A 24770-nucleotide genomic window follows, 5' to 3' on the forward strand; every position below is an offset into this window, starting at 1 on the left:
ATGAAGGCAGCGGTAATCCAGATGGTCAGCCAGGACGATGTGCTGGACAACCTGCAACGTGCCGGTGCCCTGTTGGAGCAGGCCGCGATGGGCGGCGCACGGCTGGCCGTGCTGCCAGAAAATTTCGCTGCCATGGGCCGTAAGGATGCCGCTGCCATCGGCCGTGCCGAAGCGTTGGGTGAAGGGCCGATCCTGCCATGGTTGAAACGCACCGCCCGTGACCTCAAGTTATGGATTGTTGCCGGTACCTTGCCCTTGCCACCGGTCGGCCAGCCCGAGGCCAAGGCCCATGCCTGCTCGCTGTTGATCGATGAACACGGCGAGGTCGCGGCACGTTATGACAAGCTGCACCTGTTTGACGTGGATGTTGCCGACAACCGTGGCCGTTACCGTGAGTCGGACGACTACGCCCATGGTGCTCAGGTGGTGGTGGCTGATACGCCGGTCGGGCGGCTGGGGTTGAGCGTGTGCTACGACTTGCGCTTCCCCGAGCTGTACAGCGCACTGCGTGCTGCCGGCGCGGAGCTGATCACTGCGCCGGCTGCCTTTACGGCAGTGACAGGCGCGGCCCATTGGGAGGTACTGGTACGCGCCCGAGCCATCGAGACCCAGTGCTACCTGCTGGCTGCGGCGCAGGGAGGCACCCACCCAGGCCCACGGGAAACCCATGGGCATGCGGCGATTGTCGACCCTTGGGGGCGCATCGTTGCAGAACAGGCGCAAGGCGAAGCGGTACTGCTTGCCGAGCGCGACATTGAAGAACAAGCGTCCATTCGGGCGCGCATGCCGGTGGTATCGCACCGGCGCTTTTTCTCGCAGGGCGCGTTGCGGCCTGCGCACACCGCGGAGTGACTATGAGCCAGATGTTATCCACCGTCAGTGAGCAGCTCCTGGCCCCAGGCGGCTTGACCCTGGACAGCCTGCAGAGCGTGCTGGGTGAGTTGGCTGGCCCCGGCATCGACGCCGCCGACCTGTATTTCCAGGGCCAGATCTCGGAAACCTGGGCGCTGGAAGATGGCATCGTCAAAGAGGGCAGTTTCAACCTCGACCAGGGCGTGGGCGTGCGTGCCCAGTCCGGTGAAAAGACCGGGTTCGCCTACAGCAATGCAATCAACCTCGAGGCGCTGACCTCGGCGGCGCGCGCCGCCCGTTCCATTTCCCGTGCCGGTCAAAACGGAACGGTGCAGGCCTTCCGCAGCCAGGACGTCACAGCCCTGTATGCGGCAGACAACCCGCTGGATGTACTGAGCCGTGCGGAAAAGGTCGAACTGCTCAAGCGTGTCGACGCCGCCACCCGTGCCCTGGACCCGCGAATTCAGCAGGTCAGTGTGAGCATGGCCGGGGTTTGGGAGCGTATCCTGATTGCGGCGGCCGATGGCAGCCTGGCTGCCGACGTGCGTCCGCTGGTGCGCTTCAACGTCAGCGTCATCGTCGAGCAGAACGGCCGGCGCGAACGCGGCGGGCAGGGTGGTGGTGGGCGTACCGACTACCGCTTCTTCACTGAAGAGCGCGTGATGGGCTATGCCCGTGAAGCGCTGCGTCAGGCCCTGGTGAACCTGGAAGCGATTCCGGCTCCGGCCGGTACCTTGCCGGTGGTGTTGGGTTCGGGGTGGTCGGGTGTGCTGTTGCACGAGGCTGTCGGCCATGGCCTGGAAGGTGACTTCAACCGCAAGGGCAGTTCGGCTTTCAGCGGCCGTATCGGCGAGAAAGTGGCATCGAGCCTGTGCACCATCGTTGACGATGGCACGCTTGAGGGCCGCCGTGGTTCGCTGAGCGTCGATGACGAAGGTACCCCGACCGAGTGCACCACGTTGATCGAGAACGGGGTGCTCAAGGGCTACATGCAGGACAAGCTGAACGCACGCCTGATGGGCATGGCGGTGACCGGTAACGGGCGCCGCGAATCCTACGCACACCTGCCGATGCCACGCATGACCAATACCTACATGCGGGCTGGCGAAAGCGATCCGCAAGAAATCATTGCATCGGTGAAAAAAGGGATCTACTGCGCCAATCTGGGCGGCGGCCAGGTGGACATCACCAGCGGCAAGTTCGTGTTCTCGACCAGTGAGGCCTACCTGATCGAAGACGGCAAGATTACTGCACCTGTGAAAGGCGCAACCCTGATCGGCAATGGTCCTGAGGCGATGAGCCGGGTGTCGATGGTCGGTAACGACCTGGCGCTGGACAGCGGAGTGGGCACATGCGGCAAGGACGGGCAGTCGGTGCCGGTGGGGGTAGGGCAGCCTACCTTGAAGCTGGATGCGATTACCGTGGGCGGTACCGGGGCGTGATGGCTTTTGGGGGCCGCAAAGCGGCCCCCAAGGGGTCAGCGCAACCCGCGCTGCAACTCGTCGAGGTCGCGGATGTACTTGAACACCTTGCGCGCAGCGGCAGGTGGCTTGTTCCGGGCCTTTTCGTGTTGAGCATGGCGCACCAGCGAACGCATTTGCTGGCGATCGGTTTCGGGGTACTCGTTGACGAAACGCTCGAGGTCTTCGTCGTTACCGTCGATCAGCCGGTCACGCCAGCGCTCCAGGTTGTGGAATCGCTCGTTGTACTGGCGAGTCGAGCTGTCCATCTGTTCGAGCAAGGCGTGGATGGCATCCAGGTCCTGTACGCGCATCAGCTTGCCGACGAACGACATGTGGCGCTTACGGGCGCCATGAGCGGTGTGCTTGCTGGCTTCAGCCAGTGCTTTGCGCAGCTCGTCGGTCAACGGCAGGCGTGCCAGGGTATCGGCCTTGAGCGTGGTCAGGCGCTCGCCAAGTTCGACCAGCGCATGCAGTTCGCGCTTGATCTGGGTTTTGCTTTTTTCGCCGTCGAAGGCGTCGTCGTTTGAATCAACCATGGTGGCAGTCCGCTAGAAATCGCCGCCATGATAACCAGTCGGGGGCCGCTTGTCCGGCCCGGTCGTAGAATGACCCTCGCCGAACGCAGAATTTGAGTGGAGAGAACCATGAGTGCAGTCCAGAGCGTAGGTCCGAAAGACCTGCCAGCATTGCAGGAGCAGGTCGAGGCAATCATCGCCGAGGCTCGCCGCCAAGGGGCCAGTGCCTGCGAAGTGGCCGTGTCGCTGGAGCAGGGCCTGTCCACCACGGTACGCCAGCGTGAGGTCGAGACCGTTGAGTTCAATCGCGACCAGGGCTTTGGCATTACCCTCTACGTTGGCCAGCGCAAAGGTTCGGCCAGCACTTCGGCCAGTGGCCCGGACGCGATCCGCGAAACCGTCGCTGCGGCGTTGGCCATTGCCAAGCATACTTCCGAGGACGAATGCTCGGGCCTTGCGGACGCCGCGTTGATGGCCCGGGACATCCCGGACCTGGACCTTTATCACGACTGGGACATTGAGCCCGAGAAGGCCATCGAGATGGCCCTGGCCTGCGAGGCTGCGGCGTTCGATGCCGACCCGCGCATCCTCAATGCCGATGGCACCACCCTCAATACCCACCAGGGCTGCCGCGTGTATGGCAACAGCCATGGCTTCATCGGGGGCTACGCTTCGACCCGGCACAGCCTGAGCTGCGTCATGATCGCCGAAGGCGACGGCCAGATGCAGCGCGACTATTGGTATGACGTAAACCGCCAAGGCAACCTGCTCGCCGATCCGCGCAGTATCGGTGTACGCGCTGCCCAGCGTGCCGCCAGCCGCCTGGGCGCGCGCCCGGTGCCCACTTGCGAGGTGCCGGTGCTGTTTTCCGCCGAGCTGGCCGGCGGCCTGTTCGGCAGCTTCCTCTCGGCCATTTCCGGCGGCAATCTTTACCGCAAATCGTCATTCCTTGAAGGGACCATTGGCCAGCGCCTGTTCCCCTCCTGGCTAACCCTCGACGAGCGCCCGCACATTCCGCGAGCGCTGGGCAGCGCCGCATTCGATGGTGACGGCCTGGCCACCTATGCCAAGCCGTTCGTCGACAAAGGCGAGCTGGTGTCGTACCTGCTGGGCACGTATTCCGGGCGCAAGCTGGGCTTGCCAAGTACTGCCAACGCCGGTGGCGTGCATAACCTGTACGTCAGCCATGGTGTCGAAGACCAGGCAGCACTGATCCGCCGCATGGGCCGTGGCCTGCTGGTCACCGAGCTGATGGGGCATGGCCTGAACATGGTGACCGGGGATTATTCCCGTGGTGCGGCAGGCTTCTGGGTTGAGAACGGCGAGATCCAGCACGCGGTGCAGGAAGTGACCATTGCCGGCAATATGAAGGACATGTTCCAGCAAATTGTCGCGATCGGGAGTGATCTCGAAACCCGTAGCAACATTCACACGGGTTCTGTACTGATTGAGCGAATGACTGTAGCGGGTAGCTGATTCGTTCCAGATACCTTGGCAATTCAGAAGACCCGGCCCTGCGCCGGGTTTTTTGTTTCATCACCTTTTTCTTGAAGTGATTCTGTTTATCACTTAATAATGAATATCATTATCCAGTAACCCGGCGATGATGTTCATGAAACCCGTCCTCCGCGAACTGCCCTACCTGGAAAACTGGCGCTGGCTCAGCCGGCGCATCCGCTGTGCGCTCGAACCCGACGAGCCACGCCTGATCGAGCATTACCTGGCCGAGGGCCGCTATCTGGTGTGCTGCACCGAAACCTCGCCATGGACGGTGGCACTGACCTCCTTGCGCCTGTTACTGGATACCGCCCGCGACCGCATGCTGCCCTGGCATTGGCGCTGCCTGTGCCTGGACCAGGCCTGGCGCCCCTTGCTGGACCTGCGCAATCTCGATCGCCAGGAACAGAACCAGCGCTGGCAGCCCTACGCCCTGCAGTTGGCCAATTGCCGCCTGCTGCCGTCGATTTCCCCCGATGAACTGATGCAAGGATTTGATGATGAGTGATACCCGTATCGAGCGTGACAGCATGGGCGAACTGCAGGTGCCGGCCAAGGCCCTGTACGGTGCCCAGACCCAGCGCGCGGTCGACAACTTCCCGGTCAGCGGCCAGCGCATGCCGGCCCAGTTCATTCGCGCGCTGTTGCTGGCCAAGGCGGCTGCCGCCAAGGCCAACGTCGAGCTGGAGCAATTGTCTGCCGCGCAGGGCAATGCCATCGTCAAGGCGGTCGAGCAACTGCTGGCCGAGGACTTCATCCAGCATTTCCCGGTAGATGTGTTCCAGACCGGCTCCGGCACCAGCTCGAACATGAACGCCAACGAGGTGATCGCCACCCTGGCCAGCCGTGTACTGGGTGATGCGGTGAACGCCAACGACCACGTCAACTGTGGCCAGAGCAGCAACGACATCATCCCGACCACCATTCACGTCAGTGCTGCACTGGCCCTGAACGAACAACTGCTTCCGGCCCTGAGCCACCTGGTGCAGGTGATCGAGACCAAGTCGGTGCAGGTGCATCAGTACGTGAAAACCGGCCGTACCCACTTGATGGACGCCATGCCGGTGCGCATGAGCCAGGTGCTGGATGGCTGGGCCGCGCAGATCAACGCTGCCAAGGCGCACATCGAAGCGACCCTGCCGAGCTTGCAGGCGCTGGCCCAAGGTGGCACTGCCGTGGGTACCGGCATCAACGCCCACCCACAGTTCGCGGCCGGTTTCGCCCGCCAGCTCAGCGGCCTGACCCAGGTCGAGTTCACCCCGGGCCAGAACCTGTTCGCCCTGATCGGCTCGCAAGACACTGCCGTGGCGCTGTCTGGCCAGCTCAAGACCACTGCCGTGGCGCTGATGAAGATCGCCAACGACCTGCGCTGGATGAACTCCGGCCCGCTCGCCGGCCTGGGCGAAATCGAGCTGCAAGGCCTGCAACCGGGCTCTTCGATCATGCCTGGCAAGGTCAACCCGGTGATTCCTGAGGCCACCGCCATGGTTGCTGCCCAGGTGATCGGCAACGACGCCACCATCGCTGTCGCTGGCCAGTCCGGCAACTTCGAGCTGAACGTGATGCTGCCGGTGATCGCCCGCAACCTGCTGGAAAGCATCGAGCTGATGGCCAACGTCAGCCGTCTGCTGGCCGACAAGGCCATCGCCACGTTCAAGGTCAACGAGGGCAAGCTCAAGGAAGCTCTGGCGCGCAACCCGATTCTGGTCACTGCGCTGAACCCGATTATCGGCTACCTCAAGGCCGCCGAAATCGCCAAGACCGCCTACAAGCAGGGGCGCCCGATCATCGACGTGGCGCTGGAACACACCGACCTGTCGCGCGACCAGCTGGAAGCACTGCTGGACCCGGAAAAACTCACCGCTGGCGGTATCTGACACTGCGTCACCGCTCAGGAGACAACCATGCAGCACTGGAAACGCACTACGGAAACCGCCAACCGCCTGTTCGAACAAGGCGAGTTGGTCGACGCCCGGGAACACTACCTGCAAGCCCTGGCGCTGGCGCAGGTGCTGTTCGAGCGCTGGCATGACGTCGACGAAGCGGTGGCTGCATTCGTCATCGCCCATCACAACCTGGCCGACCTGCACCTGCGCCTCAACCAGCCGCACGAGAGCGCCGACTACCTGTGTGCCGCTCACCAGCGGCTGTTGCAGGCCAGCCAGGAGGCGCGTTTACCCCAAGGGCTGCGTGACGCAGCCCTGGGTCACAGTGGACGCACCTACACCGAGCTGCTGAGTTTTATCGCCGAATACGGCCAGTACCCACGTACCGAGCGTCTGCTCAATCGCCACGGCCCCGGGGCCAGCGAGCTCGCTGCCCAGCCAGACGTGGCGCCCAGAACCCATGCCTACGGAATTCACTGACATGCCGCATACCTTGCCTGCTTTGCCCTACGCCTACGATGCGCTGGAGCCGCACATCGACGCGCAGACCATGGAAATTCACCACACCAAACACCATCAGACCTACGTCAACGGCCTTAATGCCGCCATCGAAGGCACCGAATGGGCCGAATGGCCCGTGGAGAAGCTGGTTGGTGCAGTCAAGCAGCTACCGGAAAGCCTGCGTGGCGCTGTGACCAACCATGGCGGGGGGCACGCCAACCATAGCCTGTTCTGGACGGTGATGTCGCCGCAAGGTGGTGGTGAGCCACACGGCCAGCTGGCGCAGGCCATCACTTCGCAACTGGGTGGTTTCGATGCCTTCAAGGAGGCGTTCACCAAGGCTGCGCTGACCCGCTTTGGCAGCGGCTGGGCCTGGCTCAGCGTAACGCCGCAGAAAACCCTCGTTGTCGAGAGCAGTGGCAACCAGGACAGCCCGCTGATGCTCGGCAACACGCCAATCCTCGGCCTGGACGTGTGGGAACATGCCTACTACCTGAAGTATCAGAACCGTCGTCCGGAATACATCGGTGCCTTCTACAACGTGATTGACTGGGCCGAAGTGGAACGCCGTTACCTCGAAGCCCTGAAGTGAGTCGGACCGGTATGCGCTCTGAGGTGATGTCTGTCAGCAGTGTGCGCCTGTTTCGGCTGGCGCTTGGGACTTTGCTTTTGCTGGCTGGCGCCGCGCTGCTGGTGGCGCGTGGCCTTGCCTGGCTGGACCTGGAACCGCGCATGTTGCGTGCGCTGGAAGGCGGCGCATTATGCGCCCTGGGGACGGCGCTGGGCGCGGTACCGGTACTGGTCATTCGCAACATGCCGATGGCACTGGCCGATACGCTGCTGGGCTTCGGCGCTGGCGTAATGCTGGCGGCCACCGCATTTTCCCTGATCATTCCAGGGTTGGACGCCGCTCAATCCATCGGTTTCAGCCCTTGGGGCGCGGGTGGCCTGATCAGCTTTGGCCTGATGTTCGGTGCGCTGTGCCTTTTTCTGGTTGACCTCAAGGTATCAGGTACCTCGCCGGAAGCACTGGTCGGCACCGGCAATCAGCCAGTGATTGCTGCGCGCATCTGGCTGTTTGTCATCGCGATCATCGCGCACAACATCCCCGAAGGCATGGCGATTGGCGTATCGGCCGGTGGTGGCATGGCCGACGCCGACAGCCTGGCCATGGGCATCGCCTTGCAGGATGTGCCTGAAGGGCTGGTCATTGCGCTGGTGCTGGCAGGGGCGGGCATGCCGCGCTTCAAAGCCTTCCTGATCGGTGCTGCTTCAGGGTTGGTCGAGCCGGTAGCTGCAGTGATCTGTGCCTGGTTGGTGAACATTGCCGAACTGCTGCTGCCGCTGGGCCTGGCCTGTGCAGCGGGGGCGATGCTACTGGTGGTTACCCAGGAAATCATCCCGGAATCACGCAGCAACGGTCATCATCGCTTGGCCAGCCTGGGGTTGTGCATCGGGTTCTGCCTGATGATGGTGATGGACACGGCGATGTCCTGATTCACGATCAGGCCTGCGCGGTCCCTGTAGGACCGCGCAGGTTTTTATTCGCCTTCGTCGAAGAAGTTGTTGATCAGCTCGACCAGCGCATCCATGGCGTCGTTGTCCTGCTCACCCTCGGTAAGCAGGTGAACCTGTGTGCCTTTGCCGGCCGCCAGCATCATCACCGCCATGATGCTCTTGCCATCCACCAGCTTGTCCGGTGCGCGGCCAACCCTTACCTGGCAGGGGAAGCGGCCGGCAACGCCGACGAACTTGGCTGCCGCCCGGGCATGCAGGCCCAGCTTGTTGATGATGGTGATTTCGCGGGCGGGCATCGTGGGGCGGATCCTTGGGCTTAGAGGTCGCGGTGGCGGACCTGGACGTTTTTCAGGGATTGCTGCAGCAACTGGCCAAGGCGTTCGGTGATGTAGACCGAGCGGTGGTGGCCGCCGGTGCAGCCGATAGCAATGGTGACGTAGGCGCGGTTGCTGGCGGCGAAGCGGGGTAGCCACTTGAGCAAGTAACTGGAAATGTCATTGAACATGTCCTCAACGTCTGGCTGTGCAGCCAGGTAGTCGGCGACCGGTTGATCAAGCCCTGAGTGCTCACGCAGTTCGGGCTTCCAGTAGGGATTGGGCAGGCAGCGTACATCGAACACCAGGTCGGCATCGACTGGCATGCCGCGCTTGAAACCGAACGACTCGACCAAAAAGGCTGTGCCGGGCTCGGGCTGGTTGAGCAAGCGCAGCTTGATCGAATCCCGTAGTTGGTACAGGTTGAGGCTGGTGGTGTCGATCTTCAGGTCTGCCAGGTCGGCAATTGGCCCCAGCAGCTCGCTCTCCACGCGGATCGCTTCTGCCAGCGAACGGTTGGCATTGGTCAGTGGATGGCGACGACGGGTTTCCGAGAAGCGCTTGAGCAGCATGTCTTCGTCGGCATCCAGGAACACCACGTCACACTGGATGTTCCGCGCACGGGCTTCTTCGAGTAGCTCGGGGAAGCGCGTGAGGTGGCTGGGCAGGTTGCGTGCATCGATCGACACGGCAACCTTGGGTTGCAGTAATTCCGTGTTGATCAGTGCATCCTCCGCCAGCTGCGGCAGCAGCCCGGCGGGCAGGTTGTCAATGCAGTAGAAACCGTTGTCTTCCAGGACATCGAGGGCGGTGCTCTTGCCGGAGCCGGACCGGCCGCTGACGATGATCAGGCGCATGTTCAGTGCTCGTTCTGTACGTCCAGGACAACCTGGAACAGGGCCTCACTGCTGGTGGCCGCACGCAGGCGATCACGGACCTCCTTGCGATCGAGCATGCTGGCGATCTGACGCAGCAGTTCCAGATGCGCATCGGTGGCGGCTTCGGGTACCAGCAGTACAAACAGCAGGTCCACGGGCGCGCCATCGATAGCGTCGTAATCAATAGGTGCTTCCAGGTGCAGCAGGGCGCTAACCGGCGCTGAGCAGCCTTCAAGGCGGCAGTGCGGAATGGCGATGCCATTGCCGAAACCGGTCGATCCGAGTTTTTCGCGGGCGACCAGCTTTTCGAAGACGTCTTGCATCTCCAGTTCTGGCACTTGGTCGGCGATAACGGTGGCGACCTTTTCCAGGGCGCGCTTCTTGCTGCCGCCCGGCACGTTCACGAGTGAACGGCCGGGGGTCAGGATGGTTTCAAGTCGGATCATGGATGAGGGGGATCAGCGGGCAGCTGCACCTTGCAGCAGGCTTTGCTGTTTTTCCTTGTGTTTTTTCAGTTGGCGGTCGAGCTTGTCGGCCAAGGCGTCGATCGCTGCATACATGTCTTCGTGTTCGGCGTTGGCTACCACTTCGCCGCCGGGAATCTGCAGGGTCGCCTCGACCTTCTGCTGCAGCTTCTCGACTTTCATGATGACCTGCACGTTGGTGATCTTGTCGAAGTGACTTTCCACGCGGGCGAGCTTTTCAAGCACGTAATCGCGCAGTGGCTGGGTGACTTCTACATGCTGTCCACTGATATTGACTTGCATACAGCTTCTCCTTTGTTGCCCGTGCATAAAGAGGCAGGTCTTGCACCTGCCCCACAAACGCTGTGGCACATCTCAGGGGCTACATCAGTCGCTTGCGTTCACTCGACGGTGCAATGCCGAGGGACTCGCGGTACTTGGCGACGGTGCGACGGGCTACCTGGATGCCTTGTGCCTCCAGTAAACCAGCGATCTTGCTGTCACTCAATGGCTTTTTCTGATTTTCCGCCGCAACCAGTTTTTTGATGATCGCGCGGATCGCCGTGGACGAGCATTCTCCGCCTTCGGAGGTGCTGACGTGGCTGGAGAAAAAGTATTTCAGTTCGTAGATGCCACGCGGTGTATGCATGTATTTCTGCGTGGTAACCCGCGAAATGGTCGACTCGTGCATGCCCACCGCTTCTGCAATGTCATGCAACACCAGCGGCTTCATGGCTTCGTCACCATGGTCGAGGAAACCGCGCTGGTGCTCGACGATCTGTGTGGCAACCTTCATCAGGGTTTCGTTGCGGCTTTGCAGGCTCTTGATGAACCAGCGCGCTTCCTGCAACTGGTTGCGCATGAAGGTGTTGTCGGCGCTGGTATCGGCACGGCGCACGAAACCGGCGTATTGCGGGTTGACGCGCAGGCGCGGGATAGCCTCCTGGTTCAGCTCCACCAGCCAGCGGTCGCTGTCTTTGCGCACGATGACGTCAGGCACCACGTACTCGGGCTCGCTGGACTCGATCTGCGAACCGGGGCGCGGGTTGAGGCTCTGTACCAGTTCGATCACCTGGCGCAGCTCGTCTTCCTTGATTTTCATGCGCCGCATGAGCTGGCTGTAATCGCGGCTGCCGAGCAGGTCGATGAAATCGGTGACCAGGCGCTTGGCTTCGGTCATCCAGGGAGTACTGGCGGGCAACTGGCGCAGTTGCAGCAGCAGGCATTCGCCCAGGTTGCGCGCGCCGACGCCGGCTGGCTCGAACTGCTGGATGCGGTGCAGCACCGCTTCGACCTCGTCCAGCTCGATATCCAGCTCCGGGTCGAAACCGGCGCAGATTTCCTCGAGGGTGTCTTCCAGGTAGCCCTGGCCATTGATGCTGTCGATCAGCGTGACGGCGATCAGGCGGTCGGTGTCGGACATCGGCGCCAGGTTCAGTTGCCACAGCAGGTGGCTCTGCAAGCTCTCGCCGGCTGAGGTGCGGGTGGTGAAGTCCCACTCGTCGTCATCGTTGCTTGGCAGGCTGCTGGCGCTGGTCTGGTAAATGTCTTCCCAGGCGGTATCGACCGGAAGCTCGTTGGGGATGCGCTCGCTCCACTCACCGTCTTCCAGGTTGTCGGCACTGACGGTGCTTTCCTGGAAACTGTTGTCCTGGACTTCGGCGGCCGGCTTGTTCTCGGCGTTGTCCGCCATCGGGTCGCTGTTGTCGAAGTCGTCGCCGTCTTCCTGACGTTCGAGCATCGGGTTCGACTCCAGCGCTTCCTGGATTTCCTGTTGGAGGTCCAGGGTGGAAAGCTGGAGCAGGCGGATGGCCTGTTGCAACTGCGGTGTCATCGTCAGTTGCTGGCCCATTTTTAGGACGAGCGATGGTTTCATGGCTGGGGCTTAATACCTTGTTCGCCGGCGCGCATGCGCCATCCACTACACGAGGGCGCCGGGGCGCCAGATCAAGCAAGTTTTATGCCTTAAATTGTAGCGTTTGCCTAGAGCACTGTAACAACTTTCACCCCGCTTTCAGGGCGATTTGCCAGTACTCCAGGCATGTGCCGGGGTCAGAGCCGGAACTCGTGACCCAGGTAAACCTCTTTGACCAGCTCGTTGGCCAGGATGGTCTCGGCATCGCCTTCGGCGATCAGGCGGCCATCGTTGACGATATAGGCGGTTTCGCAGATATCCAGGGTTTCGCGCACGTTGTGGTCGGTGATCAGTACACCAATGCCCTTGGCCTTGAGGTGGTGGATGATCTGCTTGATGTCGCCGACCGAAATCGGGTCGACGCCAGCGAACGGTTCGTCCAGCAGGATGAACTTGGGTGCGGTGGCCAGGGCGCGGGCAATCTCGACCCGGCGGCGTTCACCGCCGGACAGGCTCATGCCGAGGTTGTCGCGGATGTGGCTGATGTGGAACTCCTGTAGCAGGCTTTCCAGTTCTTTGCGACGCCCGTCGCGGTCGAGGTCCTTGCGGGTCTCGAGGATGGCCATGATGTTGTCGGCCACCGACAGCTTGCGGAAGATCGAGGCCTCCTGCGGCAGGTAGCCGATGCCGGCGCGGGCGCGGCCGTGCATGGGCTGGTGGCTGACATCGAGGTTATCGATAAGCACACGCCCCTGCTCGGCCTGGACTAGCCCGACAATCATGTAGAAGCAAGTGGTCTTGCCGGCGCCGTTGGGGCCAAGCAGGCCTACGATCTGGCCGCTGTCGATCGACAGGCTGACGTCACGTACCACCTGCCGCCCCTTGTAGCTCTTGGCCAGGTGCTGGGCTTTGAGGGTTGCCATTTACTCGGCCTTCTTCTTGGGCTGGATCACCATGTCGATACGCTGACGCGGTGTGGTCACGTTGCCACCGCGACCCGCAGTCGCCACCTGGGTCTGGGTGTTGTAGACGATTTTCTCGCCTTCGGTGGTGTTGCCCTCGTTCTCGACCTTGGCACGGTCGGTGAGGATCACCAGGTCCTTCTGCGACTGGTACTGGATGGTGACGCCCCAGCCTTTCATCTTGTCCGGCTTGGCCGCGCTCTGCTGCTGCTCGAAGTAGGCCAGGTTGCCCACCGAGGTCACCACGTCGATGTCGCCAGAGGCGGAACGGGTGATGGTCACGGTGTTGCCTTTGATCATCATCGAACCCTGGGTGATGATCACGTCGCCGGTGTAGGTGGCCACGCCTTGCTTGTCGTCCAGGTGGGCGTTGTCGGCCTGGATACGGATCGGCTGGTCACGGTCGTTCGGCAGGGCGAGGGCGCTCGCGCTTCCCAGTGCTGCGCTCAGGCTGAGCAAAAGGGGGAGGGTTTTAACGAGCCTCATACTGTCCTCTTACGTTAGAGAGCAAGTCCATCTTGCCTTCTTTCAAATACGCTTTCATTCCTTTGCCCGTAGTAGTGCCACCGGCGCCGTCGATTCTAACGGCTTGCTCGGTCTGCGCATATTGCTTCTGCGGGAACACGGTCATGCGTGAGCTGGTAATGATGGTTTCGCGCTGCTTTTCGTCGGTGCGGGCAACCCGTACCTTGTCGATCAGCTCGACCTCGGTACCGTCCGGGTTGACCTCGGCACGGGCGCTCTGCACATGCCACGGGTATTCGGTGCCGCGGTACATGTGCAGGTCCGGCGTGGTCAGCAGGGTGATTTCACTGGCCTTGAGGTGTTCGACCTTGTCGGCGGTCATCTCGTACTGCAGTTTGCCGTCGGGCAGAAACTGCACGCTGTGGGCGTTGATCGCATAGTAGTCGATAGCGCTTTCGTCGACCTGGGCCACCGGCTTGTCGAGGAAGCTTTCCGGGCTGACATTCCAGTAGCCGATCGCCACCAGCAGGGCAGCGATCACTGCGAGCAGCGCAGCATTGCGGGCTTTCTTGCTGAACATGGGCAGCCTTACAGGTAGTTGGCGTTGGCAGCGTCCAGGGTACCCTGGGCCTGCATGATCAGTTCGCAGAATTCACGGGCCGCTCCCTCGCCGCCGCGTGCCTGGGTCACGCCGTGGGCGTGCTGGCGAACGAACGGCGCGGCGTTGGCCACGGCCATGCCCAATGCTACCCGGCGAATGACCGGTAGGTCCGGCAGGTCGTCGCCCAGGTAGGCTACTTGATCATAGCTTAGGCCCAGTTCGGCGAGCAGGCCGTCAAGCACGACCAATTTGTCCTCGCGGCCCTGGTACAGGTGCGGGATGCCGAGGTTTCTGGCGCGGCGCTCGACCACCGGAGTCTTGCGGCCGCTGATGATCGCGGTGGTCACGCCCGCGTTCATGAGCATCTTGATGCCCTGGCCGTCGAGGGTGTTGAAGGTCTTGAATTCGCTGCCGTCTTCGAGAAAGTACAGGCGCCCGTCGGTGAGCACGCCGTCCACGTCGAACACTGCCAGCTTGATGTGCTTGCCGCGTTGCATGAGGTCCTGGTTCATTCCATCGCTCCTTACATTACGCCGGCGCGCAGCAGATCGTGCATGTTCAGGGCGCCGGTCGGGCGGTCTTCGCGATCCACCACCACCAGGGCGCCGATCTTGTGGTCTTCCATGATCTTCAGGGCTTCGGCGGCAAGCATTTCTGCACGTGCCGTCTTGCCATGCACGGTCATGACCTGATCGATCAGGGTGGTGTGCACGTCGATGTTGCGGTCCAGGCTGCGGCGCAGGTCGCCGTCGGTGAAGATCCCGGCCAGCTTGCCGTCAGCTTCGACAATCACGGTCATGCCCAAACCTTTGCGGGACATTTCAAGGAGCGCGTCCTTGAGCAGGGTGCCACGCGGCACCTGAGGCAGTTCGTCGCCGGCATGCATCACGTTCTCGACCTTGAGCAGCAGGCGTCGGCCCAGTGCGCCACCCGGGTGCGAGAAGGCAAAGTCCTCGGCGGTGAAGCCTCGGGCTTCGAGCAGGGCGATGGCCAGGCAGTCCCCCAGCACCAGCGACGCCGTGGTAGAGGAGGTGGGCGCCAGGTTCAGCGGGCAGGCCTCTTGCTCGACGCGGGCATCAAGGTTGACCTCGGCGGCCTGGGCCAGGGGCGAATCCGGGTTGCCGGTGAGGCTGATCAGCTTGATGCCCAGGCGCTTGATCAGGGGCAGCAAGGTGACGATCTCTGCGGTGCTGCCGGAATTCGACAGGGCAAGGATGACATCCTCGCGGGTGATCATGCCCATGTCGCCATGGCTGGCTTCGGCCGGGTGCACGAAAAATGCCGGGGTGCCGGTGCTGGCCAGGGTGGCGGCGATCTTGTTGCCGATGTGCCCGGACTTGCCCATGCCGACCACGACAACCCGGCCCTTGCAGGCCTGGATCAGTTCGCAGGCCTTGACGAAATTGTCGTCGATGCGCGCCAGCAGGGCCTCTACGGCCTCGAGTTCCAGGCGCAGGGTGCGTTGGGCGGATTGGATCAGCTCGCTGGATTGGCTCATGTCGAAAAAGCAATGCCTGATGAAAAGGCCGCGATTATACGCGCAATGACAAAAACCCTCACCCTTTCGATTGCTGTAGCGAATGTCATCAAAGCCTGTCTCAGGGCTGAACGACTCGTTGCCCGGCCTTGGGGCGGCGCTGTCAGCGGTGCTATAGTTCGCCGCTATTCGGCCTGCCAGGGGTGCGTGTGCCTTCCTGATGGAGGCCGGCGTCCATTAGGACGAGGCTGCACTAGCAAGGAGTCTAGATGAGTGTGGATAGCGCCTACGCGGTCGAGTTGAAGGGGCTTACCTTCAAACGCGGTTCGCGCAGCATTTTCAGCAACGTCGACATTCGCATCCCGCGCGGCAAGGTCACCGGCATCATGGGGCCATCGGGTTGCGGCAAGACCACGTTGCTCCGCCTGATGGGCGCGCAGCTGCGCCCCTCCAGCGGTGAGGTATGGGTTGCCGGGCAAAACCTGCCGACGCTGTCGCGCAGCGACCTGTTCGACGCCCGCAAGCAGATGGGTGTGCTGTTCCAGAGCGGCGCGCTGTTCACCGACCTCGATGTGTTCGAGAACGTCGCGTTCCCGCTGCGCGTGCACACCCAGCTGTCGGACGAGATGATCCGTGACATCGTGTTGATGAAGCTGCAGGCCGTGGGCCTGCGCGGTGCCATCGACCTGATGCCCGACGAACTGTCTGGCGGCATGAAGCGCCGTGTGGCGCTGGCCCGGGCCATTGCCCTGGACCCGCAGATCCTCATGTACGACGAGCCGTTCGTCGGCCAGGACCCGATCGCCATGGGCGTACTGGTGCGCCTGATCCGCCTGCTCAACGATGCGTTAGGCATCACCAGCATCGTCGTGTCCCACGACCTGGCAGAAACCGCCAGCATTGCCGACTACATCTATGTGGTGGGGGACGGCCAGGTGTTGGGCCAGGGCACGCCTGATGAGCTGATGGGGTCGGACAACCCACGGATTCGCCAGTTCATGAAGGGCGACCCGGACGGCCCGGTTCCCTTCCACTTTCCTGCGCCTGATTACCGCGCCGACCTGCTGGGGGCGCGTTGATGCGCAGAAGATCCTTACTCGAACGTGTCCGCCTGCTGGGTCGCTCGGCGATCGACGTGCTGGCGGTACTGGGGCGTTCCTGCCTGTTCCTGTTCCATGCATTGATCGGCCGCGGCGGCATCGGCGGCGGTTTCCAGTTGCTGACCAAGCAGCTGTACTCGGTAGGCGTGCTGTCGCTGGCGATCATCGTCGTGTCCGGGGTGTTCATCGGCATGGTGCTGGCGCTGCAGGGCTACAGCATCCTGACCAAATACGGTTCGGAGCAGGCGGTGGGGCAGATGGTCGCCCTGACCCTGCTGCGCGAGCTTGGTCCGGTGGTGACAGCGTTGCTGTTCGCCGGCCGCGCAGGCTCCGCACTGACCGCTGAAATTGGCAACATGAAATCCACTGAGCAGCTGTCGAGCCTGGAAATGATCGGCGTTGACCCGCTCAAGTACATCGTCGCGCCACGCCTTTGGGCCGGTTTCATCTCGCTGCCGCTGCTGGCGCTGATCTTCAGCGTGGTCGGCATCTGGGGTGGCTCGTGGGTGGCTGTGGACTGGCTGGGCGTATACGAGGGCTCGTTCTGGGCCAACATGCAGAACAGTGTTTCCTTTACCGACGACGTGCTCAACGGGTTGATCAAGAGCCTGGTGTTCGCCTTCGTCACGACCTGGATCGCCGTATTCCAGGGGTACGACTGTGAGCCCACCTCAGAAGGGATCAGCCGTGCCACCACCAAGACCGTGGTCTATGCCTCGTTGGCAGTGCTGGGTCTGGACTTTATTCTGACCGCCTTGATGTTTGGAGATTTCTGATGCAAAACCGCACCCTGGAAATCGGTGTCGGCCTGTTCCTCCTGGCCGGGATCCTGGCGCTGCTGCTGCTGGCCCTGCGTGTCAGCGGGCTGTCAGCCAGCCCGAGCAGCGATACCTATAAAGTTTATGCCTACTTCGACAATATCGCCGGTTTGACGGTCAGAGCTAAAGTGACCATGGCCGGTGTGACGATCGGCAAGGTTACCGCCATCGATCTGGACCGTGACTCCTACACCGGTCGGGTGACGCTGCAGCTGGACAAGTCGGTGGACAACCTGCCGACCGACTCCACGGCCTCGATCCTGACCGCCGGCTTGCTTGGCGAGAAGTACATCGGCATCAGCGTGGGCGGCGAAGACCAGGTGCTCAAGGACGGCGCGACCATCCACGACACCCAGTCGGCACTGGTGCTGGAAGATCTGATTGGCAAGTTCCTGCTCAACTCCGTTGGCAAGGAACCGAAAGAAGCGCAACCGGCTAATTAAGGAGTTTCCATGATTTCGATCCTGCGACGTGGCCTGCTGGTCCTGCTGGCGGCTTTCCCTCTGATGGCCCTGGCCGCGCAGTCGCCGCACGACGTGGTGCAGAGCACCACCACCGAGCTGCTGAGTGAGCTCAAGGCCAACAAGGAGCAGTACAAGTCCAACCCGCAAGCTTTCTACGACACCCTTGACCGGATCCTCGCGCCGGTGGTCGATGCCGACGGTATTTCCAAAAGCATCATGACCGTCAAGTACTCGCGCAAAGCCACGCCCGAGCAGATGCAGCGCTTCCAGGAAAACTTCAAGCGCAGCCTGTTCCAGTTCTACGGTAACGCGCTACTGGAGTACAACAACCAGGGTATCGTCGTAGACCCGGCCAAAGCCGATGACGGCAAGCGCGCTTCCGTAGGTATGAAGGTCACCGGCAACAATGGCGCCGTATACCCGGTGCAGTACACCCTGGAAAACCTGGGTGGCGAATGGAAAGTGCGTAACGTCATCGTCAACGGCATCAACATCGGCAAGCTGTTCCGCGACCAGTTCGCCGATGCCATGCAGCGCAACGGCAACGACCTGGACAAGACCATCGATGGCTGGGCCGGTGAAGTGGCAAAGGCCAAGCAGGCTGCCGACAGCTCGCCAGAGAAGACCGTCAAATGAGTGAGGCCGCTGTAAGCATGGCCGAGCCGGGCGTACTGCGCCTGGCTGGCGTGCTGGATTACCGTAGCGGTCCGGTCCTGCGCAAGCAGGGCAAGGCACTGATCGCGGCTTGCCGCGAGGCGCAGCTGGTGCTGGATTGCTCGGCGGTGCAGCACTCCACTAGCGTAGGTCTGTCGCTGTTGCTGGCATTCATGCGCGATGCCCAAGCGGGTGGCAAGGGCTGCCAGGTGCGTAACATGCCCGACGACATGCGGGAAATTGCCGAGGTTTATGACCTCGATGAAGTGCTGGCAACCTGATGGCCCAGCGCGGATGATGGCCCCTCGGTCAGCGAAACCCTCGTTGGGCTTCGCAGGCGAGGGGCTTTTTTGTATGATGGCCGACCCGTGCGCATCGGGCGCCGATTGAGGTTGAGCATGCAGGCCGTAGAAGTTAAAAGCTTCCTTGAAGAGAAATTGCCGGGTTCCCGGGTCGAAGTTGAAGGCGAAGGCTGCAACTTCCAGTTGAACGTGATCAGCGACGAGTTGGCTGGCCTGAGCCCGGTCAAACGCCAGCAGGCGATCTATGCTCACCTGAATCCGTGGATTGCCAATGGCAGCATCCATGCGGTAACCATGAAATTTTTCAGCAGCGCAGCCTGGGCTGAGCGCACCTGAGCCAACTTGGCGGCGAGATTCCAATGGACAAACTGATTATTACTGGCGGCGCTCGCCTTGACGGCGAGATCCGCATTTCGGGCGCGAAGAACGCAGCCCTGCCAATTCTGGCGGCTACCCTGCTGGCTGACGGCCCGGTCACCGTGGGCAACCTGCCGCACCTGCACGACATCACCACCATGATCGAGCTGTTCGGCCGCATGGGCATTGAGCCTGTGATCGACGAGAAGCTGGCGGTGGAGATCGACCCACGCACCATCAAGACCCTGGTCGCGCCCTACGAACTGGTCAAGACCATGCGCGCCTCGATCTTGGTGCTGGGCCCGATGGTCGCCCGTTTCGGCGAAGCCGAAGTGGCCCTGCCTGGCGGTTGCGCCATTGGCTCACGCCCGGTCGACCTGCACATCCGTGGCCTCGAAGCCATGGGCGCGAAAATCGAAGTGGAAGGCGGCTACATCAAGGCCAAGGCGCCTGAGGGTGGCCTGCGCGGTGCGCACTTCTTCTTCGACACCGTCAGCGTGACCGGTACCGAAAACATCATGATGGCCGCTGCCCTGGCCAAAGGCCGCAGCGTGCTGCAGAACGCCGCGCGTGAGCCGGAAGTGGTCGACCTGGCCAACTTCATCAATGCCATGGGTGGCAACGTCCAGGGCGCTGGCACCGACACCATCACCATCGATGGCGTCGAGCGCCTGCACTCGGCCAACTACCGCGTGATGCCGGACCGCATCGAGACCGGTACCTACCTGGTCGCTGCTGCCGTGACTGGCGGCCGTGTCAAGGTCAAGGACACCGACCCGACCATCCTTGAAGCCGTACTGGAAAAACTCAAGGAAGCCGGCGCCGACATCAACACCGGCGAAGACTGGATCGAGCTGGACATGCACGGCAAGCGGCCGAAAGCCGTCAACCTGCGTACCGCTCCGTACCCGGCGTTCCCGACCGACATGCAGGCGCAGTTCATCTCGCTGAACGCCATTGCCGAAGGCACGGGCGCAGTGATCGAGACCATCTTCGAAAACCGTTTCATGCATGTTTACGAAATGCACCGCATGGGCGCTCAGATCCAGGTCGAAGGCAACACTGCCATCGTCACTGGCGTAAAAGCGCTGAAGGGTGCCCCGGTCATGGCCACCGACCTGCGTGCGTCCGCCAGCCTGGTGCTGTCGGCGCTGGTTGCCGAAGGCGATACCCTGATCGATCGCATCTACCACATCGACCGTGGTTACGAGTGCATCGAAGAGAAACTGCAGATGCTCGGCGCGAAAATCCGCCGCGTACCGGGCTAGTAGCCCGAAGGTGCATGGACGCACCCTTTGAATTGAATGCGGCCAGGTCGATGACCTGGCCGGCAGCAGCCGCTTAAGGACCGACGTTCCAATGTTGACCATCGCGCTTTCCAAAGGCCGTATTCTCGACGATACCCTGCCGTTGCTGGCCGAGGCCGGTATCGTGCCGACCGAGAACCCGGACAAGAGCCGCAAACTGATCATCCCCACCACGCAGGACGACGTGCGCCTGCTGATCGTGCGTGCTACCGACGTGCCGACCTATGTCGAGCATGGTGCCGCCGACCTGGGTGTGGCCGGCAAGGACGTGCTGATGGAGTACGGCGGCCAGGGCCTGTATGAGCCTCTGGACCTGCAGATTGCCCAGTGCAAGCTGATGACGGCTGGCGCGGTTGGCGCTCCTGAGCCCAAGGGCCGCCTGCGCGTGGCCACCAAGTTTGTCAACGTAGCCAAGCGTTACTACGCCGAACAGGGGCGTCAGGTCGACATCATCAAGCTGTACGGCTCGATGGAGCTGGCACCGCTGATCAACCTCGCCGACAAGATCATCGACGTGGTCGACACCGGCAACACCCTGCGTGCCAACGGCCTGGAACCCCAGGAACTGATCGCCACGATCAGCTCGCGCCTGGTGGTCAACAAGGCCTCCATGAAAATGCAGCACGCCCGTATCCAGAGCCTGATCGACACGCTTCGTCAAGCGGTCGAATCGCGACACCGCGGCTGACTCCTGCGCGCGGCCTTCGCTGTCGCGCCCGTCTATCCGCGTCATAGCCATTTTTCTCGGGTGCCCGCGCGGATGGACTGGTAGCCTAGGGCGCCTGAGCATTCGCTAATAATCGAGGCCCTCGCCATGACCGTGTCCACTGCAATTGCCCGTCTCAACGCCGCTGATCCGGATTTCGCCCGACATCTGGATCATCTGCTGAGCTGGGAAAGTGTGTCCGATGACGCGGTCAACCAGCGCGTGCTCGACATCATCAAGGCCGTGCGTGAGCGCGGTGATGCGGCGCTGGTGGAATTCACCCAGCGTTTCGATGGCGTAGATGCCAAGTCGATTGACGACCTGATCCTCAATCGTGAACGCCTGGAGCTGGCGCTGACCCGCATTACCCCGGCCCAGCGCGAAGCCCTGGAAACAGCCGCCAATCGCGTGCGCATGTACCACGAGCGGCAGAAGCAGGATTCCTGGCAGTACACCGAGGCCGACGGCACCGTGCTCGGTCAGAAAGTCACCCCACTGGACCGTGCTGGCCTGTATGTGCCAGGCGGCAAGGCGTCGTACCCGTCGTCGGTGCTGATGAACGCTATCCCGGCCAAGGTTGCCGGCGTGGCCGAAGTGGTCATGGTGGTACCGACCCCGCGTGGTGAGGTCAACGAGTTGGTGCTGGCGGCCGCTTGCATTGCCGGTGTCGACCGCGTGTTCACCGTCGGTGGAGCCCAGGCTGTTGCCGCGCTGGCCTACGGTACCGAAAGCGTGCCGCAGGTGGACAAGATCGTCGGCCCAGGCAACATCTACGTTGCCACTGCCAAGCGCCATGTGTTCGGCCAGGTGGGCATCGACATGATCGCCGGCCCGTCGGAAATCCTCGTGGTGTGCGACGGCCAGACCGATCCGGACTGGATTGCCATGGACCTGTTCTCCCAGGCCGAGCACGACGAAGACGCCCAGGCCATTCTGGTCAGCCCGGATGCCGCCTTCCTTGACCGCGTTGCCGCCAGCATCGACAAGCTGATGCCGACCATGGAGCGTGCCGAAATCATCGAGAAGTCGATCAACGGCCGTGGTGCGCTGATTCAGGTGCGTGACATGCAACAGGCAATGGACGTGGCCAACCGCATTGCGCCGGAACACCTGGAGCTGTCGGTGGCCGACCCGCAAGCCTGGTTGCCGCACATTCGCCACGCTGGCGCGATCTTCATGGGCCGCCACACCAGCGAAGCGCTGGGCGATTACTGTGCCGGTCCCAACCACGTTTTGCCGACCTCCGGTACCGCACGTTTCTCGTCGCCGCTGGGGGTGTATGACTTCCAGAAGCGTTCGTCGATCATTTTCTGCTCCGAGCAGGGTGCGTCCGAGCTGGGCCACACCGCGTCGATCCTGGCCCGTGGCGAGTCGCTGACCGCCCACGCCCGCAGCGCTGAATACCGTATCCTGACCCAAGAGAAGGGGAACTAACATGAGTCGATTCTGGAGCCCCTTCGTCAAGGACCTGGTGCCTTACGTGCCGGGCGAGCAGCCCAAGCTGGCCCGTCTGGTCAAGCTCAACACCAACGAAAACCCCTATGGCCCATCGCCCAAGGCGCTGGAGGCCATGCGCGGTGAGTTGAACGATAACCTGCGCCTTTACCCGGACCCGAACGGTGACCGCCTCAAGCAAGCGGTGGCCGACTACTACGGCGTCACCCCGGCGCAAGTGTTTGTCGGCAACGGCTCGGATGAGGTGTTGGCGCACATCTTCCACGGCCTGTTCCAGCACGATGCACCGCTGTTGTTCCCGGACATCAGCTACAGCTTCTACCCGGTCTACTGTGGCCTCTACGGTATTGCCTTCGAGCAGGTGGCGCTGGACGAGCAGTTCCAGATCCGCATCGAGGACTACAACAAACCCAACGCCGGCATCATCTTCCCCAACCCCAACGCGCCGACAGGTTGCCTGATGCCGCTGCAGGCGGTGGAGCAGTTGCTGCAGGCCAACCGTGACTCGGTGGTGGTGGTGGATGAGGCTTACATCGATTTCGGCGGCGAGACGGCCATCAGCCTGGTGGACCGCTACGACAACCTGCTGGTCACCCAGACGCTGTCGAAGTCGCGCTCGCTGGCTGGCCTGCGGGTTGGCCTGGCGGTGGGGCATCCGGACCTGATCGAGGCACTGGAGCGGATCAAGAACAGCTTCAACTCCTACCCGCTGGACCGAGCGGCGATCGTGGGCGCAGCGGTGGCGTTCGAAGACCGTGAGTACTTCGAAGAAACCTGCCGTAAAGTGATCGACAGCCGCGAAGCGTTGGTCGGGCAGTTGCAAGCCAAGGGCTTTGAAGTGCTGCCTTCGGCCGCCAACTTCATCTTCGCCCGCCACCCGCAACAGGATGCCGCCGAACTGGCTGCCCGACTGCGGGAGCAGGGCGTGATCGTGCGTCACTTCAAGCAGGCACGCATTGCCCAGTTCCTGCGCATTACCATTGGTACGCCAGAGATGAACCAGGCGTTGCTTGATGCGTTGAACTAAAGCATTGTCGGGCGCGCCTTTGTTAAGAGCGCGCCCGGCTTAATAACTGCTCTCTTCTATGACAAATGCTTTGCCAGCCGGACGGTTACGCACCGCCGCTGGTGTGCCATCGAGCACTAGCACATAGTCGTTCTCCTGCCCCATGCCTTCGGGGTCGGTCCATTGCCCGTCCTTGGCCGGTACTTGCGCAACCACATGCCCGTTCTTGAGTATTGTCAGGTAGCCGGGAGCATTGCTGTTCCAGCGTACCCGCCCTTTGGTTTCGTCGACCCGTACCTTGCGCACGCCGGTATCACCCAGCAAGGGTGTGCCATCCAGTAGCCATTCCGGCAGCAGTTTCAGGCCCATGTGACGTAACACGGTGGGGGCGACCGAGGTTTGCGCAGGCAGGCTGTACAGGTGGTTCGGCCCAGGGTTTTCCGCTGGAATGCTGGGTTGCGAAAGCTCCTGGTTCAACGGCTTGTTGCTGGCAATGAAGATGGTTTTTTCCTGCTCCGAAATACCGCCATGCGCTTTGCCCCAGTAATCCCGCCCATGGTCCGTGCTGACGATCACCAGCCAGTCTTCCTGCGGGTTCAGGCGCTGGCGCTCATCGACCTTGTCCAGCAAATGGCCGATCTGGCTGTCGAGCGTGCGCAACGACTGTTGATAGCGTTCGCCAAAGCCGCTGTCGTGGCCAGCCTGGTCTGCTTCATCCAGTTGAATGAAGGTAAAGTCGGCGGGTGTATTGTCCAGGATCTGCAGCGTTCGCTCGATGACGCGTGCATCTGATAAACCACTCTCTCGCACATCGGCGCCGTGGGCGTCTTCCAGCAGGTAGGCCGTGTTCAGCGGTGACCAGCCGACCACGCTGGACAGGTAGGCATTCGGCATGGCCAGTCGCAGCCGTTTGAACAGGCTGGGAAACGACGGGTCTACCCGCAATGACTCGGCATTGTTGCTGACGCCGTGCTTGTTGCTCCAGACACCCGTCAGCAACGTGACCCATCCCGGGCCGCTCAAGGTCGGTTGCTCGCTGGCCTTGCCGTTGATGCCACCCGTATAGGCCTTGCCGTAATACAGCCGCTGACTCAGGTTGGTGGCATCGCCCAGTTGCAGGTAGTGCTCTAGCTGTACACCGTCGAGGCCGATTAACAAGGCCTTGGGGCGGCTTGGGTGTCGGGTCGGTTCGCAACCCGGGAGTATGGCCAGAAGCAGCAATAGCAGCAGGCTAGTGAGTCGCATGTCAGGACGCCCTTGAAAGTACACCGCGAGCGTTGCAACAACGGGGTTTGTTCACAACTGGCAGAAATGTCAGGTGGTTTGCGGCGTAGGCCGGCCTCCAGTAAGCTT

General features: G+C 62.0%; 30 protein-coding genes. 18 read left to right on the forward strand and 12 right to left on the reverse strand.

The genetic code is table 11. The annotated features are described in order from the left end of the window. Nucleotides 1–852, forward strand: a complete 852-nt coding sequence (locus PM2_RS01120; RefSeq protein ID WP_016713150.1) for a carbon-nitrogen hydrolase family protein — start codon at nt 1–3, stop codon at nt 850–852. A gap of 2 nt (nt 853–854) precedes the next feature. Beyond that, entirely contained in the window at nt 855–2294 is a 1440-nt protein-coding gene (tldD, locus tag PM2_RS01125) for a metalloprotease TldD (protein WP_016713149.1), read from the forward strand. A gap of 35 nt (nt 2295–2329) precedes the next feature. Here the strand turns inward: tldD and yjgA are convergent, their stop codons facing one another. After that, entirely contained in the window at nt 2330–2851 is a 522-nt protein-coding gene (gene yjgA / locus PM2_RS01130) for a ribosome biogenesis factor YjgA (RefSeq protein WP_016713148.1), read from the reverse strand. A gap of 108 nt (nt 2852–2959) precedes the next feature. Here yjgA and pmbA point away from each other — a divergent pair, with 108 nt between their 5' ends. From pmbA to PM2_RS01160, 6 genes are all read left to right on the forward strand, one after another. Continuing rightward, on the forward strand, nt 2960–4306 hold the full coding sequence (gene pmbA / locus PM2_RS01135; protein WP_019099450.1) for a metalloprotease PmbA: 1347 nt from the start codon (nt 2960–2962) through the stop codon (nt 4304–4306). Between the two features lie 127 nt (nt 4307–4433). Beyond that, entirely contained in the window at nt 4434–4835 is a 402-nt protein-coding gene (locus tag PM2_RS01140; RefSeq protein WP_016713146.1) for a hypothetical protein, read from the forward strand. Then, nucleotides 4828–6204 (forward strand): class II fumarate hydratase, encoded by a 1377-nt coding sequence (locus PM2_RS01145; RefSeq protein ID WP_028698946.1) that lies wholly within the window; start codon nt 4828–4830, stop codon nt 6202–6204. The genes PM2_RS01140 and PM2_RS01145 overlap by 8 nt, the downstream gene beginning before the upstream one ends. A gap of 27 nt (nt 6205–6231) precedes the next feature. Next, on the forward strand, nt 6232–6693 hold the full coding sequence (locus PM2_RS01150) for a DUF2753 family protein (protein ID WP_016713144.1): 462 nt from the start codon (nt 6232–6234) through the stop codon (nt 6691–6693). Nucleotide 6694: 1 nt separating this feature from the next. Then, nucleotides 6695–7306: a superoxide dismutase gene (locus PM2_RS01155; protein WP_016713143.1), complete on the forward strand. Its 612-nt coding sequence runs from the start codon at nt 6695–6697 to the stop codon at nt 7304–7306. Nucleotides 7307–7317: 11 nt separating this feature from the next. Next, the gene (locus PM2_RS01160) at nt 7318–8211 is read left to right on the forward strand and encodes a ZIP family metal transporter (RefSeq protein ID WP_016713142.1); all 894 of its coding nucleotides are present in this window, start codon (nt 7318–7320) and stop codon (nt 8209–8211) included. A 44-nt stretch (nt 8212–8255) separates the two neighbouring features. Here PM2_RS01160 and PM2_RS01165 read toward each other — a convergent pair whose 3' ends face one another. From PM2_RS01165 to PM2_RS01210, 10 genes are all read right to left on the reverse strand, one after another. Beyond that, nucleotides 8256–8528, reverse strand: coding sequence for an HPr family phosphocarrier protein (locus tag PM2_RS01165; RefSeq protein WP_016713141.1), 273 nt, complete (start codon nt 8526–8528; stop codon nt 8256–8258). A gap of 20 nt (nt 8529–8548) precedes the next feature. Continuing rightward, entirely contained in the window at nt 8549–9403 is an 855-nt protein-coding gene (rapZ, locus tag PM2_RS01170; protein WP_016713140.1) for an RNase adapter RapZ, read from the reverse strand. Between the two features lie 2 nt (nt 9404–9405). After that, nucleotides 9406–9870 carry a PTS IIA-like nitrogen regulatory protein PtsN gene (gene ptsN / locus PM2_RS01175; protein WP_016713139.1) on the reverse strand — a complete coding sequence of 155 codons (465 nt, stop codon included), beginning with the start codon at nt 9868–9870 and terminating at the stop codon, nt 9406–9408. Nucleotides 9871–9882: 12 nt separating this feature from the next. Continuing rightward, entirely contained in the window at nt 9883–10191 is a 309-nt protein-coding gene (gene hpf / locus PM2_RS01180; RefSeq protein ID WP_003255135.1) for a ribosome hibernation-promoting factor, HPF/YfiA family, read from the reverse strand. Nucleotides 10192–10270: 79 nt separating this feature from the next. Then, nucleotides 10271–11764: an RNA polymerase factor sigma-54 gene (locus tag PM2_RS01185; RefSeq protein ID WP_028698947.1), complete on the reverse strand. Its 1494-nt coding sequence runs from the start codon at nt 11762–11764 to the stop codon at nt 10271–10273. Nucleotides 11765–11940: 176 nt separating this feature from the next. Continuing rightward, nucleotides 11941–12666, reverse strand: a complete 726-nt coding sequence (gene lptB / locus PM2_RS01190; protein ID WP_010952146.1) for an LPS export ABC transporter ATP-binding protein — start codon at nt 12664–12666, stop codon at nt 11941–11943. Continuing rightward, on the reverse strand, nt 12667–13191 hold the full coding sequence (gene lptA / locus PM2_RS01195) for a lipopolysaccharide transport periplasmic protein LptA (RefSeq protein WP_012270658.1): 525 nt from the start codon (nt 13189–13191) through the stop codon (nt 12667–12669). Beyond that, nucleotides 13178–13750, reverse strand: coding sequence for an LPS export ABC transporter periplasmic protein LptC (gene lptC, locus PM2_RS01200; protein WP_016713137.1), 573 nt, complete (start codon nt 13748–13750; stop codon nt 13178–13180). Before lptC ends, lptA begins: the two co-directional genes overlap by 14 nt. An 8-nt stretch (nt 13751–13758) precedes the next feature. Beyond that, entirely contained in the window at nt 13759–14283 is a 525-nt protein-coding gene (locus tag PM2_RS01205; protein ID WP_016713136.1) for a KdsC family phosphatase, read from the reverse strand. Nucleotides 14284–14294: 11 nt separating this feature from the next. Then, entirely contained in the window at nt 14295–15269 is a 975-nt protein-coding gene (locus PM2_RS01210; protein WP_016713135.1) for a KpsF/GutQ family sugar-phosphate isomerase, read from the reverse strand. A gap of 248 nt (nt 15270–15517) precedes the next feature. On the opposite strand from PM2_RS01210, the gene PM2_RS01215 reads away from it, so the two are divergent. The 10 genes from PM2_RS01215 to hisC all read left to right on the forward strand — a co-directional run bounded on the left by PM2_RS01215 (nt 15518) and on the right by hisC (nt 23438). Beyond that, nucleotides 15518–16327, forward strand: coding sequence for an ATP-binding cassette domain-containing protein (locus tag PM2_RS01215; protein WP_016713134.1), 810 nt, complete (start codon nt 15518–15520; stop codon nt 16325–16327). Beyond that, entirely contained in the window at nt 16327–17124 is a 798-nt protein-coding gene (mlaE, locus tag PM2_RS01220) for a lipid asymmetry maintenance ABC transporter permease subunit MlaE (RefSeq protein ID WP_016713133.1), read from the forward strand. Before PM2_RS01215 ends, mlaE begins: the two co-directional genes overlap by 1 nt. Beyond that, nucleotides 17124–17609 carry an outer membrane lipid asymmetry maintenance protein MlaD gene (gene mlaD, locus PM2_RS01225; RefSeq protein WP_016485045.1) on the forward strand — a complete coding sequence of 162 codons (486 nt, stop codon included), beginning with the start codon at nt 17124–17126 and terminating at the stop codon, nt 17607–17609. Before mlaE ends, mlaD begins: the two co-directional genes overlap by 1 nt. A 9-nt stretch (nt 17610–17618) precedes the next feature. After that, nucleotides 17619–18266, forward strand: coding sequence for an MlaC/ttg2D family ABC transporter substrate-binding protein (locus PM2_RS01230; protein ID WP_016713132.1), 648 nt, complete (start codon nt 17619–17621; stop codon nt 18264–18266). Further along, nucleotides 18263–18565, forward strand: coding sequence for an STAS domain-containing protein (locus tag PM2_RS01235; RefSeq protein ID WP_016713131.1), 303 nt, complete (start codon nt 18263–18265; stop codon nt 18563–18565). The genes PM2_RS01230 and PM2_RS01235 overlap by 4 nt, the downstream gene beginning before the upstream one ends. A gap of 117 nt (nt 18566–18682) precedes the next feature. After that, the gene (locus tag PM2_RS01240; RefSeq protein WP_003255121.1) at nt 18683–18922 is read left to right on the forward strand and encodes a BolA family protein; all 240 of its coding nucleotides are present in this window, start codon (nt 18683–18685) and stop codon (nt 18920–18922) included. A 23-nt stretch (nt 18923–18945) separates the two neighbouring features. After that, nucleotides 18946–20211, forward strand: coding sequence for a UDP-N-acetylglucosamine 1-carboxyvinyltransferase (gene murA, locus PM2_RS01245; RefSeq protein WP_016713130.1), 1266 nt, complete (start codon nt 18946–18948; stop codon nt 20209–20211). A 91-nt stretch (nt 20212–20302) separates the two neighbouring features. Beyond that, the gene (gene hisG, locus PM2_RS01250; RefSeq protein WP_016713129.1) at nt 20303–20938 is read left to right on the forward strand and encodes an ATP phosphoribosyltransferase; all 636 of its coding nucleotides are present in this window, start codon (nt 20303–20305) and stop codon (nt 20936–20938) included. Between the two features lie 126 nt (nt 20939–21064). After that, nucleotides 21065–22390, forward strand: coding sequence for a histidinol dehydrogenase (gene hisD, locus PM2_RS01255; RefSeq protein ID WP_016713128.1), 1326 nt, complete (start codon nt 21065–21067; stop codon nt 22388–22390). A gap of 1 nt (nt 22391) precedes the next feature. Next, complete coding sequence (hisC, locus tag PM2_RS01260) at nt 22392–23438, forward strand: histidinol-phosphate transaminase (RefSeq protein WP_016713127.1); 1047 nt, start codon at nt 22392–22394, stop codon at nt 23436–23438. A 39-nt stretch (nt 23439–23477) separates the two neighbouring features. Here the strand turns inward: hisC and PM2_RS01265 are convergent, their stop codons facing one another. Continuing rightward, nucleotides 23478–24662, reverse strand: coding sequence for an alkaline phosphatase family protein (locus tag PM2_RS01265; RefSeq protein ID WP_016713126.1), 1185 nt, complete (start codon nt 24660–24662; stop codon nt 23478–23480). Between the last annotated feature and the right edge of the window lie 108 nt (nt 24663–24770).

This window comes from Pseudomonas monteilii NBRC 103158 = DSM 14164, assembly GCF_000730605.1.
Classification (GTDB): domain Bacteria; phylum Pseudomonadota; class Gammaproteobacteria; order Pseudomonadales; family Pseudomonadaceae; genus Aquipseudomonas; species Aquipseudomonas monteilii.

Excerpts from the sequence above, each read along its gene's own strand:
- PM2_RS01120 (WP_016713150.1), top strand. The coding sequence starts at position 1 with ATGAAGGCAGCGGTAATCCAGATGGTCAGCCAGGACGATGTGCTGGAC.
- tldD (WP_016713149.1), top strand. The coding sequence starts at position 855 with ATGAGCCAGATGTTATCCACCGTCAGTGAGCAGCTCCTGGCCCCAGGC.
- yjgA (WP_016713148.1), bottom strand. The coding sequence starts at position 2,851 with ATGGTTGATTCAAACGACGACGCCTTCGACGGCGAAAAAAGCAAAACC.
- pmbA (WP_019099450.1), top strand. The coding sequence starts at position 2,960 with ATGAGTGCAGTCCAGAGCGTAGGTCCGAAAGACCTGCCAGCATTGCAG.
- PM2_RS01140 (WP_016713146.1), top strand. The coding sequence starts at position 4,434 with ATGATGTTCATGAAACCCGTCCTCCGCGAACTGCCCTACCTGGAAAAC.
- PM2_RS01145 (WP_028698946.1), top strand. The coding sequence starts at position 4,828 with ATGAGTGATACCCGTATCGAGCGTGACAGCATGGGCGAACTGCAGGTG.
- PM2_RS01150 (WP_016713144.1), top strand. The coding sequence starts at position 6,232 with ATGCAGCACTGGAAACGCACTACGGAAACCGCCAACCGCCTGTTCGAA.
- PM2_RS01155 (WP_016713143.1), top strand. The coding sequence starts at position 6,695 with ATGCCGCATACCTTGCCTGCTTTGCCCTACGCCTACGATGCGCTGGAG.
- PM2_RS01160 (WP_016713142.1), top strand. The coding sequence starts at position 7,318 with ATGCGCTCTGAGGTGATGTCTGTCAGCAGTGTGCGCCTGTTTCGGCTG.
- PM2_RS01165 (WP_016713141.1), bottom strand. The coding sequence starts at position 8,528 with ATGCCCGCCCGCGAAATCACCATCATCAACAAGCTGGGCCTGCATGCC.
- rapZ (WP_016713140.1), bottom strand. The coding sequence starts at position 9,403 with ATGCGCCTGATCATCGTCAGCGGCCGGTCCGGCTCCGGCAAGAGCACC.
- ptsN (WP_016713139.1), bottom strand. The coding sequence starts at position 9,870 with ATGATCCGACTTGAAACCATCCTGACCCCCGGCCGTTCACTCGTGAAC.
- hpf (WP_003255135.1), bottom strand. The coding sequence starts at position 10,191 with ATGCAAGTCAATATCAGTGGACAGCATGTAGAAGTCACCCAGCCACTG.
- PM2_RS01185 (WP_028698947.1), bottom strand. The coding sequence starts at position 11,764 with ATGAAACCATCGCTCGTCCTAAAAATGGGCCAGCAACTGACGATGACA.
- lptB (WP_010952146.1), bottom strand. The coding sequence starts at position 12,666 with ATGGCAACCCTCAAAGCCCAGCACCTGGCCAAGAGCTACAAGGGGCGG.
- lptA (WP_012270658.1), bottom strand. The coding sequence starts at position 13,191 with ATGAGGCTCGTTAAAACCCTCCCCCTTTTGCTCAGCCTGAGCGCAGCA.
- lptC (WP_016713137.1), bottom strand. The coding sequence starts at position 13,750 with ATGTTCAGCAAGAAAGCCCGCAATGCTGCGCTGCTCGCAGTGATCGCT.
- PM2_RS01205 (WP_016713136.1), bottom strand. The coding sequence starts at position 14,283 with ATGAACCAGGACCTCATGCAACGCGGCAAGCACATCAAGCTGGCAGTG.
- PM2_RS01210 (WP_016713135.1), bottom strand. The coding sequence starts at position 15,269 with ATGAGCCAATCCAGCGAGCTGATCCAATCCGCCCAACGCACCCTGCGC.
- PM2_RS01215 (WP_016713134.1), top strand. The coding sequence starts at position 15,518 with ATGAGTGTGGATAGCGCCTACGCGGTCGAGTTGAAGGGGCTTACCTTC.
- mlaE (WP_016713133.1), top strand. The coding sequence starts at position 16,327 with ATGCGCAGAAGATCCTTACTCGAACGTGTCCGCCTGCTGGGTCGCTCG.
- mlaD (WP_016485045.1), top strand. The coding sequence starts at position 17,124 with ATGCAAAACCGCACCCTGGAAATCGGTGTCGGCCTGTTCCTCCTGGCC.
- PM2_RS01230 (WP_016713132.1), top strand. The coding sequence starts at position 17,619 with ATGATTTCGATCCTGCGACGTGGCCTGCTGGTCCTGCTGGCGGCTTTC.
- PM2_RS01235 (WP_016713131.1), top strand. The coding sequence starts at position 18,263 with ATGAGTGAGGCCGCTGTAAGCATGGCCGAGCCGGGCGTACTGCGCCTG.
- PM2_RS01240 (WP_003255121.1), top strand. The coding sequence starts at position 18,683 with ATGCAGGCCGTAGAAGTTAAAAGCTTCCTTGAAGAGAAATTGCCGGGT.
- murA (WP_016713130.1), top strand. The coding sequence starts at position 18,946 with ATGGACAAACTGATTATTACTGGCGGCGCTCGCCTTGACGGCGAGATC.
- hisG (WP_016713129.1), top strand. The coding sequence starts at position 20,303 with ATGTTGACCATCGCGCTTTCCAAAGGCCGTATTCTCGACGATACCCTG.
- hisD (WP_016713128.1), top strand. The coding sequence starts at position 21,065 with ATGACCGTGTCCACTGCAATTGCCCGTCTCAACGCCGCTGATCCGGAT.
- hisC (WP_016713127.1), top strand. The coding sequence starts at position 22,392 with ATGAGTCGATTCTGGAGCCCCTTCGTCAAGGACCTGGTGCCTTACGTG.
- PM2_RS01265 (WP_016713126.1), bottom strand. The coding sequence starts at position 24,662 with ATGCGACTCACTAGCCTGCTGCTATTGCTGCTTCTGGCCATACTCCCG.